Genomic DNA, 20,783 nt, shown 5'->3' on the forward strand with positions numbered 1-20,783 from the left:
CTAAGGGCGGTCGGTGTCGGCCAGCGCCGCGGTGAGGACGTGGCCGATCCGTGCCAGCGCGGATTCGGAGGTCATCCGCCAGTGCGAGGCGTGTACCGCGTGGTTGTGTACGGTGCCGTCCACGGCGTCCGCCCAGGTCGCGGCGCCCGCGGCGCCGGTCGGATCGTCCAGCGCGGCGGTGAAGTACACGAGGTTGCCCTTGAAGGGGCGGGGGCGGTAGCGCCGGATCAACTCCAGTGACCCGGCGCCCGCGCCGAGCACACGATCAATGCGGTCGGCGCCGAACGAGGCGAACGGCTCGGGCAGGTCCGCGAGCAGCCGCGCGAGCCGGGGCGGGTCGAGTTCGGCGTCCTCGTCGTCGGCCGCTTCGCCGAGCAACCCGCCGAGCAGATCGGCGACCGGCAGCGCGATGGCCGCGTGCGCGGCGACCCGCAGCGAGCTGTCCATCATGGCCAATACCGCGACCCGCTGACCCTGCTCCTGGAGTCGCACCGCGACCGCGTGCGCGAGTACACCGCCGAGCGACCAGCCGAGCAGGTGATACGGGCCCTCGGGCTGCACGGCGCGGATCTCGCGCACGTAGCGGCTCGCCCAGTCGTCGATGGACTCCGGCATGGCCTCCGAGTTGAGCACCGGCGACTGGATGCCGTACACGTCGCGCTCCGGGTCCAAGTGCGCCGCGAGGCCCGCGAACGACCACGCGACGCCGCCGGCCGGGTGGAGGCAGAACAGCGGCTCCCGCGCGCCGCCGGTGCGCAGCGGAAGCACGACGTCGAACGCGGCGGTCGCGTCCACCCGGCCGCGACCGGACCGGCGCTGCTCCAGCTGGGCGATCAGGCGGGCCGGTGTCGGCGCGGCGAACAGCCACAACACGGGAATCTGTTCGCCGAGCGCCGCGCTCAGCCGGGCGGCCAGCCGGGTGGCCAGCAGCGAGTTGCCGCCGCGCTCGAAGAAATTGTCGTCCAGGCCGACCCGCTCGGCGGCGAGTATCTCGGCGAAATCGGCGCACACGGCATGCTCCAAGTCGGTGCCGGGGGCGCGGAATTCCCGGGCCTGTGTCTCGGGTCGCGGCAAGGCGGAGCGGTCGACCTTGCCGTTCGCGGTGAGCGGCAACATCGCCAACTGCCGCAGCACGGCGGGCACCATGTAGCTCGGCAGGATCTCGGCCAGCCCGGCGCGCAACGCGCCAGGGTCGAGCCGCTCGGCGGCGGTGAAATAGCCCGCCAGTACGGCGTTCGCGCCGTCGGTGTCGTAGGCGACGACGATCGCCTCGCCGATCTCGGGCCGCGAGCGCAGGGCATGCTCGATCTCGGCGAGTTCGATGCGGTAGCCGCGGATCTTCACCTGGAAGTCGCGCCGCTCGACGTACTCGAGGTGGCCCCCCGCGGACCAGCGCACCATATCGCCGGTGCGGTACAGGCGAGTGCCCGCGGGTCCGAACGGGTCGGCCACGAACCGCTCCGCGGTGAGCTCGGCGCTGCCGTGGTAGCCGCGGGCCAGCTGCGCGCCACCGAGATACAGCTCGCCGGTCACCCCGGCGGGCACCGGGTGCAGACGGTCGTCGAGCACGTAGACCCGGTTGCCGGCTTCGGGTGTGCCGATGGGCACCAGCGGTTGCCTGGCGCCCGCGACGGTGCGGAAGCGGGTCACCGACACCGCGGCTTCGGTGGGTCCGTAGAGGTTGTCGATCCTGGCCGCGGTGAGCGCCTCGACCCGCCGCACCGTCGCGGCGGGCAACGCCTCGCCGATGACCAGCAGCCGGCGCAGCGAACGCGGCAGGCGGCGCTCGCCGGACGCTTCGGCCAGCATCGCCAGCAGCGACGGCACCAGCGTCAGCGTCGTCACCGAGGCACGGCGTACCAGGTCGAGCAGCCCCGCCGGGTCGCGCTGTGCGTCCCGGGGGGCGAGCACGAGCCGGGCTCCGGTCCGCGGCGCCCACCAGTACTCCCACACCGACAGATCGAACGCGGCCGAGGTCAGCACCAGCACCGCGTCGTCCTGGCCGAGCGCGTATTCCGACTGCATCCAATCCAGCTGGTGCGCGACAGCCGCGTGCGGCATCGCCACACCCTTCGGCGCGCCGGTGGAACCGGAGGTGAAGATGACATACGCGGTGTTCGTGGGCGAGAGCGCGGCGATCCGTTCGTCGTCGCGTACCGGACCGTCGGCCACCGTGTCGGCGATGGTCGAGATATCCAGCACCACACCGTGTTCCGACGCCGTCGCGGGCAGCATCGGCTCCCGCGCCGAAGTGAGCACCAGCCGCGGCCCTGCGGCGGCCAGTACGCTCGCGGTGCGTTCCAGCGGATGCGCCGGGTCGAGCGGCACGTAGGCGCCACCGGCCGTCACCACCGCGTACATCGCGACGAGCAGGTCGACGCTGCGCGGAATAGCCAGCGCCACCAGCTTTTCCGGGCCGATGCCGCGCGCGATGAGCACCCGGGCCAGGCGATTGACCCGCGCGCCGAACTCCTGGTACGTGACCGTCGCGGCGTCGTCGACGATCGCTATGTCCTGCGGCGTCCTGGCCACCCGCGCCTCGAACGCGGCGGCCAGCGTGGCAGGCGGGAAGGCGCGCCCGGACTGGTTCCAGGTGACCAGCACGCGCTCGGTCTCCGCCGGGTCCAGCAGCGCGAGATCCCCGACCGGCAGTCGCGGGTCCGCGCACACCGCGCCCAGCAGCCGTTGCAGGCGAGTCGCGAAACCGGCCACCGTCGACTCGTCGAACAGGGCGGTGGCATAGGTGATCGAAGCCGCCATGCCAGCCGGGGTTCCGTCGGGGCCGTAGCGATCGGTGACGATCAAATGCAGGTCGAACTGGGCGACTTCGGATTCGAAATCGGCGGCGGTGGCGGTCAATCCGTCCAGCGAGAAATCGGCCTCCGCCTGGTTGTGAAAGGAGAAGCCGACCTGGAACAGCGGGTGACGAGCGGTGGAGCGCTCCGGGTTGAGCACCTCCACCAGACGCTCGAACGGCACGTCGGCGTGCGCGAAGGCCGCGACGTCGGCGGCGCGCACGCGCGCGAGCAGGTCGGTGAAGCCCTCGCCCGCGTCCACCCGCGCGCGCAGCACCAGCGTGTTGACGAACATGCCGACGACGTCGTCGAGTTCGGCGGCGCCGCGCCCGGCCACCGGGGTGCCCACCGCGATGTCCGAGGTGCCCGACAGGCGGGCCAGCAGCACCGTGAACGCCGCGTGCAGCACCATGAACAGCGTGGCGCCGCAGGACCGGCCGAGATCGGCCAGCCGCGTCTGCACGTCCGGGGTGATCGCGAAGTCGACGTGCCTGCCGCGCGTGGAGACGACGGCGGGACGCGGGCGATCGGTGGGCAGGCTCAGCTGCGCGGGCAGCTCGGCCAGCGTCTCGGTCCAGAATCGGATCTGCCGCGCCAGCAGCGAGGCGGGATCGTCCTCCGCGCCGAGCAGTTCACGCTGCCACACGCTGAAATCGGTGTACTGCACGGGAAGCGGTGGCCAGTCCGGTGCGACGCCGCGTTTGCGTGCGGCGTAGGCGGACATGACGTCACGCGCCAGCGGCGCCAGCGACGAGCCATCCGCGGCGATGTGATGCACCACCACCACGAGCACGTGTTCGGTCCCCACCGCGTCGCCGTCGACCGGCGCGAACAACCGGGCGCGGACCGGGACGGTCTCGGCGACGTCGAAGCCGCCGCCGACGAAATCGGCCACCGCCGCGGCCAGGTCGTCGGCCGGGACGGCGATGGGCGCGAGCACCGGGGTGCTGTCCGCGACGGGCAACACGACCTGCACCGGTCCGGACGCGTGCAGCGGGTAGACGGTGCGCAGCACGTCGTGGCGAGCCACCACGTCCCCGATCGCGGCGTTCAACGCCGCCACGTCCAGCTCGCCGGTCAGGCGCACCGCCAGCGGGATGTTGTAGGCGGTGGACTGCCGATCGAGGCGGTTGAGGAACCACATGCGCTGCTGCGCGAGCGAGAGCGGCACGGGACCGGTCACCGCGCGCCGGGTGAGCGCGGGACGCGCGGACCCACCTGAGGCGTCGTCCAGCGCGCGGGCCAGCGCGGCGACGGTCGAGTGCTCGAACACCGCGCGGACGCCGACGGCGACCGAAAGCCGGTCACCGAGCCGCGCGGCCAGCTGGGTCGCGGTCAGCGAGTTGCCGCCTCGGGCGAAGAAATCGTCGTCCAGGCCCACGCCGCCGTCGAGTCCGAGCACCTCCGCGACCGTCTGCGTCACCGCCCGCTCGGTCTCGGTACGCGGCACGCGGAACGGCGCAGCGTGAAACTCGGGTTGCGGCAGTGCTTTACGGTCCAGCTTGCCGACCGGGGTCAGGGGCAGCTCGTCGAGCGCCAGCACGCAGCTCGGCACCATGTACGCGGCGAGCGAGCGCGCGGCATGAGCCAGCAGGTCGGCGGCGTCGATCGTGTGGCCTGCCGCCGCGACCACGTAGGCGACCAGCGACACCGCACCCGAGGCATCGGTGTGGCCGACGGTGACGGCCGTGCGCACCGTCTCGTGCGCCGCGAGCACGGCGTCGATCTCACCGAGTTCGATGCGCAGGCCGCGCACCTTCACCTGATGGTCGGAACGCCCGACATAGCGCAGTGCGCCGGATCCGGTCCAGCGCACCAGATCACCGGCCCGGTACAGCCGTCCACCCTCGGGACCGTAAGGGTCGGCGACGAACCGTGCGGCCGAAAGCCCCGGTCGCGCATGGTATCCCCGGGCCAGACCTGGACCGCGCAGGTACAGCTCGCCGGTGACGCCGACCGGCACGGGCCGCAGCCTGCCGTCCAGCACCGCCGCCGACATGCCGTGGATCGGCGTGCCCAGGTCGAGCGGATCGCCGGGCCGCAGCGCGGCGCTGATCGTCGCGATGACGGTGGTCTCGGTCGGGCCGTAGGTGTTGTGGAACGACCGGCCGGGAGCCCAGCGGCGCACCGCATCCGGGCCGTAGGACTCGCCGCCGACGGTGAGTTGCCGTAGACAGTCCAGCTCGGCCGGGTCGAGCGTGGGCAGGACGGCCGGGGTGAGGAACGCGTGCGTCACCCGCTGGTCACGGATGAGCGCGGTGAGTTCCGCGCCGCCGTAGACGCCAGGGGGCGCGATCACCAACGCCGCGCCGGCGGACAGAGCCAGCAGCAGTTCCAGCATGGACGCGTCGAAGCTTGGCGAGGCCACGTGCAGCACGCGCGCGTCCGCGGTGACCAGGTACCGGTCCCGCTGGGCGAGGGCCACTCCGGCGAGGCCACCGTGCGTGGCGACCACGCCCTTGGGCGTCCCGGTCGAGCCGGAGGTGTAGATCATCCAGGCCGGGTTCTCGCATCGCACGGGACGGACGAGTTCGGCGGGGTCGATCGGCGCCGTGCTGTTGCGGCGCGTCCGCGCGGCCGTGGACGGGGCGTCCAGCACCAGCCAGTCGACGTCACCGGGCAGCGCCGCGCGGCAGGTGGCGATCGTCAGGCCCAGCACCGCACCGGAATCGGTCAGCATGTGCGCGATCCGCTCGGCCGGATAGGTCGGGTCGACCGGAACGAACGCGGCGCCGGTCTTGGCCACCGCCCACACCGCGAGCACGGAGGTGATCGAGCGCGGCGCCGCGACGGCCACCACGTCCTCCGCGCCGAGACCGTGGCCGATGAGCATGCGCGCCAGCCGCGACGACTGGTCGTCCAGCATCCGGTAGGTCAGCTGCCGTTCGCCGCCGACCAGCGCGACCGCGCCGGGGTCGAACGCGACGGCGGCGGCCATCAGTTCGGCAAGCGTGCGCGGCGGCACCGGCGCGTCGCCCCGGCGGCCGAGCAGGTCGGCGCGTTCGGCGGGGGCGAGTAGATCGGCGGCGGCGATCGGCGCGTCGGGTCGCGCGGTGAGCGTGCCGAGCAGCCTGCCGAAGCGGCGCAGCAGAGCGCGCGCGGTGGCGGCGTCGAAGAGGTCTGTGGCGTAGTCCAGTTCGACCGCGAGGTGGCCGTCGGCGTCGGGCTCGGCGGCGACGGTGAATTGCAGGTCGAAACGCGCCACCTGTTCGTCGAATGCGACGGCGGTGAGTTCGAGGCCGGGCACGGTGAAGGCGTCGGCGGCGGCGTTCAGGTAGCTCAGCGCCACGGTGAACAGCGGATGCCGATCCTGGGAACGCTCGACGCCGAGTTCGTCGACCACCCGATCGAACGGCACGCTCGCGTGCTCGAATGCCGTGAGATCGATGGCCCTGATCCGGGTGAGCAGGTCGGTGAAGGGCTCGTCGGCGTGCACTTCGGCGCGCAGCACCACGGTGTTGACGAACATGCCGACCAGGTCGTCCAGGGCCGCCGCGCCGCGTCCGGCCACCGGGGTGCCGATCGGTACGTCGCCGGAACCCGACAACCGGGACAGCAGGACGGCGAGGGCGGCGTGCACCACCATGAACGGCGTCGCGTCGTGACGCAGCGCCAGTTCGCGGACCCGCGCCGCGACACCGTCGCCGATCCTGGCCCGCACGTTCGCGCCGCGCTTGCTCGCGACGGCGGGACGCGAACGGTCGGCGGGCAGCTCCAGCTCGCCCGGCAGGTCGCGCAGCGTCTCGGCCCAATACGAGAGATGTTGCACGGCAGCGTTTTCCCGCTGGGCATCCTGCCACAGGGCGTAGTCGGCGTACTGGGCGGCGAGCGCGGGCCAGACCGGTTCGGCGCCGAGTACGCGGGAGAGATAGGCCGTCAGCAGATCGCGCAGCAACGGGCTCATCGAGTAACCGTCGGCCGCGATGTGGTGCACCACCGCGACCAGCACGTGGCTGGTGGCGTGCTCCCGCAGCAGCGCAGCGCGCACCGGAACGGCGGCGGTGACGTCGAAGCCGGCGTCGAGGAACTCGGCGATCCGGTCGTCGGCGGCGCGACCGTCCAGCGCTTCGACCGTCAAGCGCACCGAAGCGCCGTCCGCGGGCAGGATCACCTGATGACCCGCGCCGGTCGCGTCGGCCGGATACACCGTGCGCAAGGTCTCGTGCCTGGCCACGACGTCGGCGAACGCGGCGATCATGGCGTCGGTGTTCAGCTCGCCCTCGATGCGCAGCGCGACCGGGATGTTGTGCGCGGCAGACGCCGGATCGAGCCGGTTGAGGAACCACATGCCACGCTGGACCGGCGCGAGCGGAATCCGTTCCGGTCGCGGTCCGGCCACCAAGGGCACCGCCTGTTGGGTCGCGGCGGCCTCCGCGGTGAGCAGCGCGGCCAGCGCGCCTGCCGTCGGCGCTTCGAACAGCAGCCGCACCGGGACGCGGCGACCGAGCCGGTCGGCCAGCCGGGCCGCGACCCGGGTGGCGCTGAGCGAGTTGCCGCCGAGGGCGAAGAAGTGGTCGTCGACGCCGATCGGCCCATTGCCCAGCACCGTTTCGAAGGCATCGACCACTACGCGCTCGGCCAGGGTGACGGGGGCGAGATAGGCGGCGCGGTCGAAAACCGGATCCGGCAGCGCTTTCCGGTCCAGCTTGCCGGAGGCGTTGAGCGGGAAGGCGTCGAGCGTGACCAGCGCCGAGGGAAGCATGTACGACGGCAGCGTGCGCGCGGCGGCGCGCAGCACCTCGGCATCGGCAGGCACCGTGCCCGGCTCGGTGGTGACGTAGCCGACCAGGTGATCGTCGCCGGTGACGGTGGTGACCACCCGGGCCGCCGCCCGCGCCACCCCGGGCGCGGCCGCGAGCGCGGCCTCGATCTCGCCGAGTTCGACGCGCTGGCCACGGAACTTCACCTGGAAGTCGGTGCGGCCCAGGTACACCAATTCGGCGGTGTCCCCTCGGGTCTCCCAGCACACCAGGTCGCCGGTGCGGTACATCCGCTTCCCTTGCGCGCCGAACGGATTGGCCACGAACCGGTCCGCGCTGAGGTCCGGCCTGCCGTGGTAGCCGCGCGCGAGCTGGACGCCCGCGAGATACAGCTCGCCCGCGACGCCGGGCAGCGTCGGGCGCAGCCGCGAATCCAGCACGTAGACCCGGCTGTTCCATGCCGGATTGCCGATCGGCAGCGCGGTGCGGTCGCTCTCGCCCGTCACGTCGCGGTGGGTGATGCTCACCGCCGCCTCGGTGGGGCCGTACAGGTTGTGCACCCGTGCGGCGCTCACCGCGCCGAATGCCCGCACGGTCCCGGCGGGCAGCGCCTCGCCGATCACGAACACCGTGCGCAGCGACGCGAGTGCGGCGCCGCGCCCCGCTGCGGCGACGTGCCCGGCGAAGACGCTCAGCATCGACGGCACGAAATCGGTGACGGTGACTTGTCTTTCGGTGATCACGCCGGTGAGATAGGCCGGGTCGCGATGGCCGTCCGGAGCCGCCAGCACGAGGGTGGCGCCGACCCGCAGCGGCAGGAAGTAGCCCCACAGCGACACGTCGAACGTGGTCGCCGTCTTCTGCAGGTAGACGTCGTCGGCGGTGAGACCGTACCGCGACTGCATCCAGGTCATCTGGTTGACGATCGCGGCGTGCGACACGCTGACGCCCTTGGGTTTCCCGGTGGAGCCGCTGGTGAAGATCACGTACGCCGGGCTGCCCGGGTGGATCGGCGCGCGACGTTCGTCGGCCGCGATCGGGTCGTCGGCGTAATCGTCCAGCGCGACGGCGTCGACCAGGACGGTGGCGACGGAATCGCCGACGTCGATCCGGTCGGCCGCCGTGGTGAGTACGACCACGGGCGTGGCGGTGTCGAGGATGTGGGCGATGCGCCGCGCGGGGTGGTCCGGGTCGATCGGCACATACGCCCCGCCCGCCTTGAGCACCGCGTACATCGCGACCACCAGCTCCGGTGAGCGCCGGATCGCCAGCGCCACCAGCGCTTCCGGGCCGACGCCCGTCGCGATCAGGTGGCGGGCCAGCCGGTTGGCGCGCCGGTCCAGCTCGTCGTAGGTCACGGTGACGGGAGGCATCGCGCTGTCGGGCACGAACACCAGCGCGGGATCGTCGGGCGTCGCGGCGGCCTGCGCCTCGAATTCGTCGAGCAGCAGTTCGTCGGCCAGGGCGGTGTGCGTGGAGTCGTTCCACTCGGTGACCACGCGGCGCAGTTCGCCCGCGCCGAACAGGTCGATGTCGCCGACCACCTGTTCCGGGTCGGCGGTGACCGCGGCGAGCAGGCGGGTGAAGCGCGCGCCGAACGTCGCCACGGTGGAGTCGTCGAACAGGTCGGTGGCGTAGGTGAAGCGCAGCGCGTCACCGGTGACGGTGAGCTGGAGGTCGAAGGGTGTGGTCTCGTAATCGAAGTCGTGCTCCGCCACGGCGACGCCTGCCATGTCCAGGGTGACCGGCGCGAGGTTCTGGAAGAACAGCGCGATCTGGAACAGCGGGTGCCTGGCCTGCGAGCGCGGCGGGTCGAGCAGCTCGACCAGGCGCTCGAACGGCACGTCGGCATGGGCGAAGGCGTCGAGGTCGCGCTCACGCACCCGGCGCAGCACGGCGGCGAAGGTGTCCGAGCCGGGGACCTGCGCGCGCAGCACCAGGGTGTTGACGAACATGCCGACCAGCTCGTCCAGCGCCGCGTCACCGCGCCCCGCGACGGGCGCGCCGATCGCGATGTCCTCCGTGCCGGACAGCCTGGCCAGCAGGGTGGCCAGCGCGGCGTGCACGACCATGAACGGTGTGGCCTCGTAGCGCGCGGCCACGTCGGCGATGCCCGCGCCGATCTCCTGCGGGACAGTGACGGTCGTGCTCGCCGCCATGTGCGAGGCGACGGCGGGGCGCGGCCGGTCGGCGGGCAGGTCGAGCTGGGCGGGTAGGGCGCGCAGCGTCTCGCGCCAGTACGCGAGCTGGCGTGCGGCCACCGAGTCCGGGTCGTCCTCGGCGCCGAGCACCTCGCGCTGCCAGAGCGCGTAATCGGCGTATTGCAGGTCGAGTTCGGTCCAGTCCGGGGCGCTGCGCGTCGCGCGCGCCGCGTAGGCGGCGGCGAGATCGCGGGCCAGCGGGCCCATCGAGAAGCCGTCGGCCGCGATGTGGTGCACCACCAGCGCCAGCAGGTGGTCGCGATCGGACCGGGTGACCAGGCCGACGCGCAGCGGCACTTCGGCGGTCAGGTCGAACGGGGCGGCGACGAACTCCCGCAGCGCGCCCGTCGCTTCCAGCATTCGGATCGCGGGCGCCTGATCGACGTCGAGGATGCGCTGATACCCGACGCCCGCGTGGTCGGGGTACACGGTGCGCAGCGTTTCGTGCCTGCCGACCACGTCGCCGACGGCGGCGGCGAGGGTGTCCGGGTCCAGGTAGCCGGTGAGGCGGACCACCACCGCGATGTTGTGCACGGTTTCGGCGGGATCGAAGCGGTTGAGGAACCACATGCGCTGCTGCGCGGGCGAGAGCGGGATGCGCTCCGGGCGTGGGCGCGGCGCGAGCGCCGGTTTGGCGCCCGTCCCCGCGAGCCGTTCGGCCCGCGCGGCCAGCTTGGTCACGGTCGGCGCCTCGAACAGCAGGCGCACCGGGATCCCGGCGTCCAGTTCGGCGCCGAGCCGGGCGGCGACCTGGGTCGCGAGCAGCGAGTTTCCGCCGAGGGCGAAGAAATCGTCGTCCGCCCCCACGCGCTCGACGCCGAGCAGAGCCGCGACGATCCCCGCGACGGTCGCCTCGGTGCGGGTGGCCGGAGCCCGGTACCCCACGGTCGCGAACTGCGGCGCGGGCAGCGCGGCGCGGTCGAGCTTGCCGGAGGCGTTGACCGGGAACCGCTCGAGCAGGACGAACGAGGTGGGCACCATGTACGCGGGCAGTTCGGCGCTCAGCGCGGCCCGCACGTCCTCGATGTCGATCGGGTGGCGGCCCGAGGCAACCAGGTAGGCGACCAGCTGATCGCCCGACCGCTCGTCCGAACGGACCAGCACCACGGCCTGGGCAACCGTGTCCAGCGCCGACAGCGCCGACTCGATCTCGCCCGGCTCGATACGCAGACCGCGCAGCTTCACCTGGAAGTCCGTGCGGCCGAGATACTCCAGCTCGCCCTTGCCGGTCCAGGAGACGAGGTCACCGGTGCGGTACATCCGCGCCCCGGCGGGTCCGTAGGGGTCGGCCACGAACCGGTCGGCGGTCAATCCCGGGCGCGCCACGTAACCTTGGGCCAGCTGTGCACCGGCGAGGTACAGCTCCCCCGGAACGCCGACGGGGACCGGCCGCATCCGGGCGTCCAGCACCAGCAGGCGGGTGTTGGCCACCGGTCTGCCGATCGGCACGGACACCAGGTCCTCATCGGTCACCTCGTGATAGGTGACGTCGACGGCGGCCTCGGTAGGGCCGTACAGGTTGTGCACCCGCGCTCCGATCACCTCTCGCGCCCGCTGCGCGGCAACCGCGGGCAATGCCTCGCCCGATGCGAAGACGTTGCGCAGCGTAATGCACTTTTCTGCGCGCGGATCCGCCAGGAAAACCGCCAGCACGGCGGGTACGAAGTGCACCGTCGTGACGCGTTGCTCGACGATCAGGCGGGCCAGATAGGCGGGGTCGCGATGCCCATCTGGACGTGCGACCACCAGGCGAGCGCCGAAAGCCAAGGGCCAGAAAAATTCCCAGACCGAGACGTCGAAGGTGGCGGGGGTCTTCTGCAGCACCACATCGTCCGTGACCAGCGGATAGGCCGACTGCATCCAGGTGAGGCGATTCACGATCGCCGCGTGGGTGACGGCCACGCCCTTCGGGCGACCGGTCGATCCAGAGGTGAAGATCACATACGCGGTGTGGCCAGGGGCGGGCGCACCGAGCCGGTCTACGGCGGTGAGCGGATCGGCGGAGTATCGGGTCAGGTCGAGCCGGTCGACGCGGACCTGCCGCGCCGCGCCCGCGTCCAGGTCCGGGCCCGAGGTGAGCACGCACACCGGCCGGGCGGTCGACAGCACGTACTCCAGCCGCTCGGCCGGATGGTCGGGGTCGAGCGGGACGTACGCGCCGCCCGCGAGGGTGACCGCATAGATGCCGACCACCAGCTCCAGCGACCGTCGCATGCCGAGCGCGACCGGCGCGTCCGGGCCGACGCCCTGACCGACCAGCCAGCGCGCCAGCCGCCGCGCCCGCGCGGCGAACTCGGCGTAGGACAGGGTGCGCCCGTCGACCGTGACCGCTGGCGCGTCCGGGGTCCGCGCGACCTGCGCCTCGAACAACGAGATCAGCGTGGCGGCCGGGTCGACGGGGACGGCGGTGTCGTTCCAGCGGTTGAGCACCAGTGCCCGTTCCGCGTCGTCCAGGATTTCGAGGTCGCCGACCCGCACCGAGGGGTCGGCCACCGCGGCCCGCAGCACGCGCGTGAAGCGAGCCCCGAACGTCTCGACGGTAGCTCGGTCGAACAGGTCCGTGGCATACCGCAGCACGCCGCGCAGCGCGTAACCGGTCGCCACGCGGTGTTCGGTCAGTTCCACCGCCAGGTCGAACTGCGCGACGCGGTTGTCCAGCGGATAGCCCGACACCGTCAGGCCGGGCAGGCGCAGCACGGTGTCGTCGTGCTGCTCGAAGGTGAGCAGTGTCTGCACCAGCGGCGAATGAGACTGCGAGCGAACCGGGTTCAGCTCCTCGACCAAGCGCTCGAACGGCAGGTCGGCGTGGGCGAAAGCCCGCACGTCGATCTCCCGGACGCGGCCGAGAAATGCGGCGAACGACGCGTCCGGCGTGATCGGCGTGCGCAGCACGAGGGTGTTGACGAACATGCCGACCAAGTCGTCCAGCGCTTGTTCGCCGCGTCCCGCGACGGGGGTGCCGATGGCGACGTCGCCGACTCCGGCGAGCCGGGCGAGCAGCGCGGCGTAGGCGGCGTGCAACACCATGAACATCGAGACGCCGCGCCGCCGGGCGAGTTCCGCGATCGAGCCGGTGAGGTCGGCGGGAATCGCGAACTCGACGGTGGCGCCGCGACCCGAGGCCACCGCCGGGCGGGGACGGTCGGCGGGCAGTTCCAGCAGCGGGGCGAGTCCGTCGAGTTCCGATCGCCAGTAGGCGATCTGGTTCGACAGCGGCGAGTCCGGATCATCCGCGCAGCCGAGGGCCTCGCGCTGCCAGAGGGTGAAGTCCGCGTACTGCACGGGCAGCGGCGGCCACGGCGGCTGCTCCCCCGCGACGCGCGCGGTATAGGCCGTCATGAGGTCGCGGGCCAGCGGTGCGGTGGAGACGCCGTCGGCGGCGATGTGATGGACCACCACGGCCAGCACATGTTCTTCGGGTGCGACGCGGAACACGCTCGCCCGCAGCGGGATACGACTGCGCAGGTCGAAGCTCTCGCCGATCGACGCGAGCACCGCGTCCCGCAGGTTCGGCTCGGTCACCTCGATCGGATGCAGTGGCAGTTCGGGCACATCCACGCCGGTGCGAACGACTTGGGCGGGGCCGTCGGCGTCGGCGGGGAAGACGGTGCGCAGCGATTCGTGCCGATCGATCACGTCGCGCACGGCCGCGCGCAATGCCGCGAGGTCCAACGCGCCGGTGAGCCGGATCGTGATCGGGATGTGATAGACCGCCGAATCCGGATCGAGTCGGTGCAGCAGCCACATCCGGGTCTGTGCCAGGGACAACGGGATCCGCTCCGGCCGTTCGCGGGGAACGAGCGCGGGCCGGGTGGCGTCCGGCGGTTCCGATCCCGCTACTCGCAGGGCGAGTCCGGCCACGGTCGGCGCTTCGAACACCTCGCGCACCGTCAGCGCGCACCCGAAGGCCGCGTTGACCCGGGCGACCAGCCGCATGGCCAGCAGCGAGTTGCCGCCGCGGGCGAAGAAGTCGTCGTCCGCGCCGATCCGCTCCGCGCCGGTCAGGTCGGCGACCAGGGTGGCGAGCACCGCCTCGGTCCCCTCCCGCGGTGCGCGGAAGTCTCCCGTGGCGCCGGTGAACTCGACGCCGGGCAGTGCCGACCGATCGAGCTTGCCCACAGTGGTCAGTGGCATCTGGTCGAGCACGACGATGTGGGCGGGCACCATATACGCGGGCAGTTGTGCTCGCGCCTCGCCGAGCACCGCATCGGGCGTCGGGTCGGCTCCGGTGACGTAACCGACGAGGCATTCCTGTCCCACGTTGTCGCGAGCCACGAGCACCGCCGCGTTGGTCACGCCGGTCGCGGCGGCGAGGACGGCCTCGATCTCGCCCAGCTCGATCCGCTGGCCGCGCAGCTTGACCTGCGAATCGTTGCGGCCCAGATACACCAGATCGCCGTCGCGGTTCCAGCGCACCAGGTCGCCGGTCCGGTACATCATGCGGCCGGGCACGCCGAACGGATCGGCGACGAACCGCTCGGCGGTCAGTCCGGGGCGGGCGTGATAGCCGCGCGCCAGCTGGTCGCCCGCGAGATACAGCTCGCCCGTGACGCCGATCGGCACCGGGCGCAACCGGTCGTCCAGCACATAGGCCCTGGTGTTCCAGCACGGACGGCCGATGGCGACGTCCCGCCCGGCTTCGGCGTCGCTGTCGGTGAATTCGTGGTAGATCGCCGAGATCGCCGCCTCGGTCGGGCCGTAGGCGTTGTGCACCGCGCCGTCGAAGCTGCCGCGCAGCGCGGCGAGCAGGTCCGGGGTGAGCGCCTCGCCGCCGCAGTGCAGATGCCGGAACGACCGCAGCGCGTCGCCCATGCCCTCGCCGATCAGCGCGGCCAGCACCGAGGGCACATACTCCGCGATGGTGATCCGGTGTTCGCGCAGCAGATCCGCGAAGTAGGCCAGGTCCAGGTGCCCGCCGGGCCGGGCGATCACCAGCGGCGCGCCGACGGCGATCGGCAGGAAGCATTCCCACACCGACACGTCGAAGGTGAGCGGCGCCCGTTGCAGAATGCGGTCGGACGCCGTGACCTGGTAACGGAATTCCAGCCAGCGCAGCTGGTTCATGATCGCGCGGTGGGTCACCGCGACGCCCTTCGGCCGCCCCGTGGAGCCGGAGGTGAACAGCACGTAGGCCGTGTTGTCCTGGCGCAGCGCGGTGATCCGCTCGGCGTCGGCCACCGGTCCGTCGGCGAAGCCATCGAGGTCGAGAGCGTCGAGCTCGAGCACGGGGACGCCGTCGAGCGGGTGCAGCGGCACGTCACCGGCGGTCAGCACCAACCGGGGCTCCGCGCTCGCGACGACCTGCGCCAGGCGTTCGGCCGGATGCGCCGGATCGATCGGCAGATACGCCGCGCCCGCGCGCACGATCGCGTACATCGCCACGAGCATGTCGATCGAGCGCGCCGCGGCCAGGCCGACGATGTCCTCCGGGCCCACACCTGTCCGGATCAGCTTGCGGGCCAGACGGTTCACACGAGAGGCGAACTCCGCGTAGGTCACCGCTTCGTTCTCATAACGCACGCCGACACGGTCGGGCGTGGCCGCGACGCGGGCGGTGAGCAGGTCGTCCAGCGTCTCGGCGGGCAACGGGTGCGCGGTGGCGTTGCGGTCCGACAGCAGCAGGCCGCGTTCGGCCAACGACATCAGCTCGACCGTGCCGACCCTGGTGCGGGCGTCGCGCACCAGGGCGCGCAGCACGCGGTCGAAGGCGGCGAGGAAACCGGCGGCGGTCGGTTCGTCGAACAGGTCGAGCGCGTAGTGCAGGTGCACGTCGATGCCGTCGGGCGCGCCGTCGGCGGCGTAGCGGTCGGTCAGCGTCCAGTCCAGGTCGAGCTGGATCGGCGCCGCGCCGATCTCCAGCGCCGCGATGGCCAGCCGGTGCAGCCGGAACTCCGGCGCGGTCTGGTTCTGCAGGGTCAGCGCGACCTGGTACAGCGGGGCGTGCGCCTGTGAGCGAACCGGGTTCACCACCTCGACCAACTGCTCGAACGGCACCGCGGCGTGATCGAAGGCGGCCAGGTCGGCCGCGCGCACGGTCTCCAGCAACTCGGCCAGAGTCGCGTCCGGGCGAACCTCGGTGCGCAGCACCAGCGTGTTGACGAACATGCCGACCAGCTCGTCCAGCGCTTCATCGCCGCGCCCGGCGACCGGCGCGCCGATCACGACGTCCCGGCCCGCGCCGTAGCGGCTCAACAGCACGGCCAGCGCGGTGTGCAGCACCATGAACGGGGTCGCCCGGTGCGCGGCGGCCAGTTCCTGGATCTGCTCGTGCAGTGCGGCGTCCAGCCGTCCGGTCAGCGCGCCGCCCCGGTTGGTGGCGACCGCGGGGCGGGGCCGGTCGGACGGGAGTGTCAGCACCTCCGGCAGCCCGGCCAGCCGGTCGGTCCAGTAGGACAGTTGGCGTGCCAGCACCGAGGCCGGGTCGGCGGCGGAACCCAGCGCGGTGCGCTGCCAGATCGCGAAGTCGGCGTACTGCACCGGCAACGCTCCCGGCGCGGGAGCCGTGTCCGCGCACCGCGCGACGTAAGCGTTGGCCAAATCCCGGGTGAGCGGCGCGAACGACCAACCGTCGGCGGCGATGTGGTGCACGACGAACAGCAGGACGTGCACCTGGTGGCTGCCGGCTGCGGCGTCGTCCTCCACGCGCAGCAGGCGCACGCGCAGCGGAACCTCGGCGGTCACGTCGAACCCGGCTCGCGCGGCGGCGGCGACGAGTTCGGGCACCTGCGGCGCGGGAACCGGCCGTGCGACCAGCTCGACCAGCTTCGTCCCCGCGGGCAGTACCAGCTGCGTCGCACCGCCGTCCTGCTCGGGGTAGATCGTGCGCAAGGTTTCGTGCCGGGCGATCACGTCGGCGATCGCCGCCTCCAGGGCCGGCACGTTCAGCGCTCCGGTGAGGCGCAGCGCGAACGGGATGTTGTACGCGCCGCTGGTGGTGTCGAACCGGTTCAGGAACCACATGCGCTGCTGGGCGATCGACAGCGGGATCGACCCGCCGCGCTCCTGCGGCGTGAGCGGCGGCAGCGCGACCGGCCCGGTCTCGGCCGGAGCGTCGACCGTGATCCGCCGCGCCAGCGCCCGCACCGTGGGCGCGTCGAAGATCGTGCGCACCGCCACTTCCCCGCCGGTGGCTTTGCCCAGCCGCGCGGCGAGCTGGGTGGCGCTGAGCGAATTGCCGCCCAGGGCGAAGAAATCGTCCTCGGCGCCGACCTCGTCCACCCCGAGCAGAGCCGAGAATGTCTCGGCGACGAGTTCTTCCGCCGCGCCGCTCGGCGCCTCGAACACCACGCCGGCGATCACGGGCGCGGGCAGCGCGGATCGGTCCAGCTTCCCGGACGCGTTCACCGGGAACCGGTCCAGCACCACGAACGCCTGCGGCACCATGTAGCCCGGAAGCCGTTGGGCCACCGCGTCGCGCACCGCCGCGATCTCGACCGGTCCGTCCGTAACCAAATAGGCGACCAGGCGCTCGCCCACGCCGCGATCGTCGCGGACCAGCACGGCGGCCTGGGTCACGGCGGGCGTCGCGAGCAGCACCGACTCGATCTCGCCGAGTTCGACGCGCAGGCCGCGGATCTTGACCTGGAAGTCGGTGCGGCCGAGGAACTCCAGCTCTCCCGAAGCGTTCCACCGCACCAGGTCGCCGGTGCGGTACATCCGTTCACCGGGCGGGCCGAACGGGTCGGCGACGAACCGGTCGCCGGTGCGGCCGGGGCGGTCCAGATAGCCGCGCGCCAGTTGCACGCCCGCGAGATACAACTCCCCCGGCACACCCGCAGGCACCGGGCGCAGTCGCGCGTCGAGCACATACGTTCTGGTGTTCCAGATCGGTTCGCCCATCGGCACGGTCTCGAAATCGGTATCGCGCACCTCGTGGAAGGTCACCTCCACCGCGGCCTCCGTGGGGCCGTAGCCGTTGTGCACCCGCGCGCCGGTGAGTTCGCGCATCCGCTGGGCCACGCCGACGGGTAGCGCCTCGCCGGAGCAGAACACCTCACGCAGCGACGGCACGTCGAACTCGCCCGCGACGAAGACGGCCAGCATGGACGGCACGAAGTGCGTCGCGGTGACGCCCTCGGCGCGGATGAGGCGGGCCAGATACGCCGGGTCGCGATGCCCGTCCGGCCGCGCCAGCACCATGCGCGCGCCGACCTGCAACGGCCAGAAGAACTCCGGCACCGAGACGTCGAAGGTGGCGGGCGTCTTCTGCAACAGCACATCGCCCGGCCCGAGCGCGGCGTACGCGGACTGCATCCAGCACAACCGGTTCACGATGCCGCGGTGGCTCATCGCGACACCCTTCGGCTTGCCCGTGGAGCCCGAGGTGAACAGCACGTAGGCGGTGTTCGCCGGGCGCAGCGGAGCGCGCCGGTCGGCGTCGGTGAGCGGAGTGTCCGGGTAAGCGGACAGGTCCAGCCGGTCGATCCGCGTCTCGGGCACGCCGCAGTTCAGGTCCGCGCCGGCGGTCAGTACGCACACCGGAGCGGCGGTGGCCAGGATGTGGGCGGTGCGTTCGGCGGGGTGGTCGGGATCGAGTGGCACGTACCCGCCGCCCGCGACGGTGACCGCGTACATGCCCACCACCAGGTCGAGGGACCGGCGCATACCGAGCGCCACCAGCGTTTCCGGGCCGACGCCCTGGGCGACGAGCCACCGCGCCAGCCGATTGACCCGCCCGGCGAATTCCGAATACGCCAGCGTCGCGGAGCGACTCGTTGAGGGGTCGCCGGGTGACGGGTGGACGATCGCCGCGGAGCTACCCGCCGAGGAGTTGTGGCCGGGCAACAGCTGAAGCAGGGCAGCGGAGCCACCCGCTGAGAGGTCCTGGTCGGGTGACGGGTGGGCCAGCGCCGCAGAGCCAGCCGCTGAGGACTCCTCGAAGGTGACCGCGGGCGCGTCCGGTGTGCGTTCGACTTGCGCGGCGAACAGCGAGGCGAGCGTGTCGGATTCGGGGAACGGGCGGTCGGTGGCATTCCACACCCGCAACACCCGTGTGCGTTCGGCGTCCGAAAGCAGTTCGATGTCACCGATCCGCGCACCGGCGTCGACCGCGACGGCGGCCAGCATCCGCTGGAAGCGGTCGGCGAACGACTCGACGGTCGCGGCGTCGAACAGGTCGGTCGCGTAGCGCAGGGTGCCCGACAGTCCCGCCGAATCCGCGCGCTCCGCCACCACCAGGTGCAGGTCGAATTTCGCGCCGTTGTCGGGGATCTCGACCGGGTGCACCGACAGCCACGGCACCTCAACGGCTTTCCCGCCGAATGCGGGCGTCGCGGTCTCGAAACTGAACATCACCTGGAACAGCGGATGCGCGCCCACGGAGCGATCCACGGCCATGACGTCCACCAGGCGCTCGAACGGCAGGTCGGCGTTGGCGAACGCGGCCAGATCGGCCTCGCGCACCTCGCTCAGCAGCGCGGCGAACGAGGCGTCGGCGGCTACTCGGGTGCGCAACGCCAGGGTGTTGACGAACATGCCGACGAGTGCGTCCAGCGCCCGCTCTCCGCGTCCGCCGACGGGCGAGCCGATCACGATGTCGGCGCTGCCGCTCAACCGGGCCAGGGTTGCGGCGAAGGCCGCGTGCAGCGTCATGAACAACGTCGCGCCGCCGCGCCGGGCCAGCGCGCGCAAGCCGGCGACGACCTCGGGCTCGATCACGAAATCGACGCCCGCTCCCTCGTGCGAGGGCATCGCGGGCCGTGGATGATCGACCGGGAGGGACAGTTGCGGCGGCGCGCCGCTCAGCACGTCGCGCCAGAAGCGCAGCTGCTGGTAGGCGAGATCACCGGGGACGTCCTCGGCGCCGAGCAGTTCCCGATGCCAGAGGCTGTAGTCGGCGTACTGCACCGCCAGCGGCTCCCAGTCCGGCCGCCGACCGGTCAGGCGCGCGAGGTAGGCCCCGACCAGGTCGGTGACCAGCGGGACCATCGACAAGGCGTCGGCGGCGATGTGGTGCACCACGAACACCAGCACGTATTCGTCGCCGGTGACGCCGCGCGCCTCGTCGACCCGGTCCACCGCGAGCAGCGCGACCCGGCACGGCAACTCGGCGGTCACGTCGAACCCGGCGCCGACGATGCCTGCCACCGCGTCCTCCAGCGCGGAGCGGTCGATCGGCACCGGATGCAGGCTCAGGCCGATGTCGGCGGCGTCGCGAACGGATTGGCAAGGCCCGTCGTCGGTTTCGGGGAAGGTGGTGCGCAGCGTCTCGTGCCGGGCGAGCACGTCGAGTACGGCGCGCTCCAGCGCCGTCACGTCGAGGCGGCCGGTCAGCCGCAGCACGATCGGCAAATTGTAGACGCTGTCGGCGCCGTCCTGGCTCTCGACGCGGTTGAGGAACCACAGGCGCTGCTGTGCGGGCGAGAGCGGCACCCGCTCGGGCCGTGCACGGCGGACCAGCGGGAGTCGCGGCGCCCCGGCGGCACCGAGCCGCTCGACGGCGGCGGCGAAGCCCTCCACCGTGGGCGCGTCGAACAGCGCGCGCACCGGAACGCGTACTCCCATCGCCTCACCCGTGCGGGCGCTGACCTGAGTGGCGTCCAGCGAGCTGCCGCCGAGAGCGAAGAAATCGTCGTCCAGCCCGGCCCGCTCGACCCCCAGTACCTCCGCGACCACCGCGGCGACCAGACGTTGCGCGGCGCTCACCGGCGGACGGAAGCGCTCGGCCGCGAGCACCGGGATCGGCAGGGCGGAGCGATCGAGCTTGCCGCTGGTGTTGCGGGGGAATTCGTTCAGCTCGACCACTGCGGTCGGTACCAGGTAGCTGGGAAGACGCTGAGCGACGGACGATTTCACCGCATCGAGGTCGAGCGTCGCACCGGGCGCTGCGATCACATAGCCCGTTAGGAACTCCCCCGCCGGTCCGGTGACCAGCCGCGCCGCGGCCTGGCCGACCCCGGCCGCCGCCAGCAGCGCTGTCTCGATTTCGGCGAGTTCGACGCGCCGGCCGCGGAACTTCACCTGGAAGTCGCTGCGGCCCAGATAGATCAGCTCGCCGTCGCGGCTCCAGCGCACCAGGTCGCCGGTGCGGTACATGCGGGCGCCCGGCGCGCCGAAGGGATTGGCGACGAAACGATCGGCGGTGAGGT

At 72.2% G+C, this 20,783-nt stretch carries 1 protein-coding gene (running past one end of the window); it reads right to left on the minus strand.

All coding sequences use genetic code 11. The features are described from left to right. Positions 1 to 20,783 carry the 3' portion of a non-ribosomal peptide synthase/polyketide synthase gene (locus tag ACWEO7_RS01125; protein WP_452419959.1) on the minus strand. 4,582 nt of this gene lie beyond the right edge of the window, so 20,783 of the gene's 25,365 nt are visible here — the last part of the coding sequence; its start codon lies off the right edge, out of view; the stop codon is at positions 1 to 3.

This window comes from Nocardia sp. NPDC004260 (assembly GCF_053603155.1).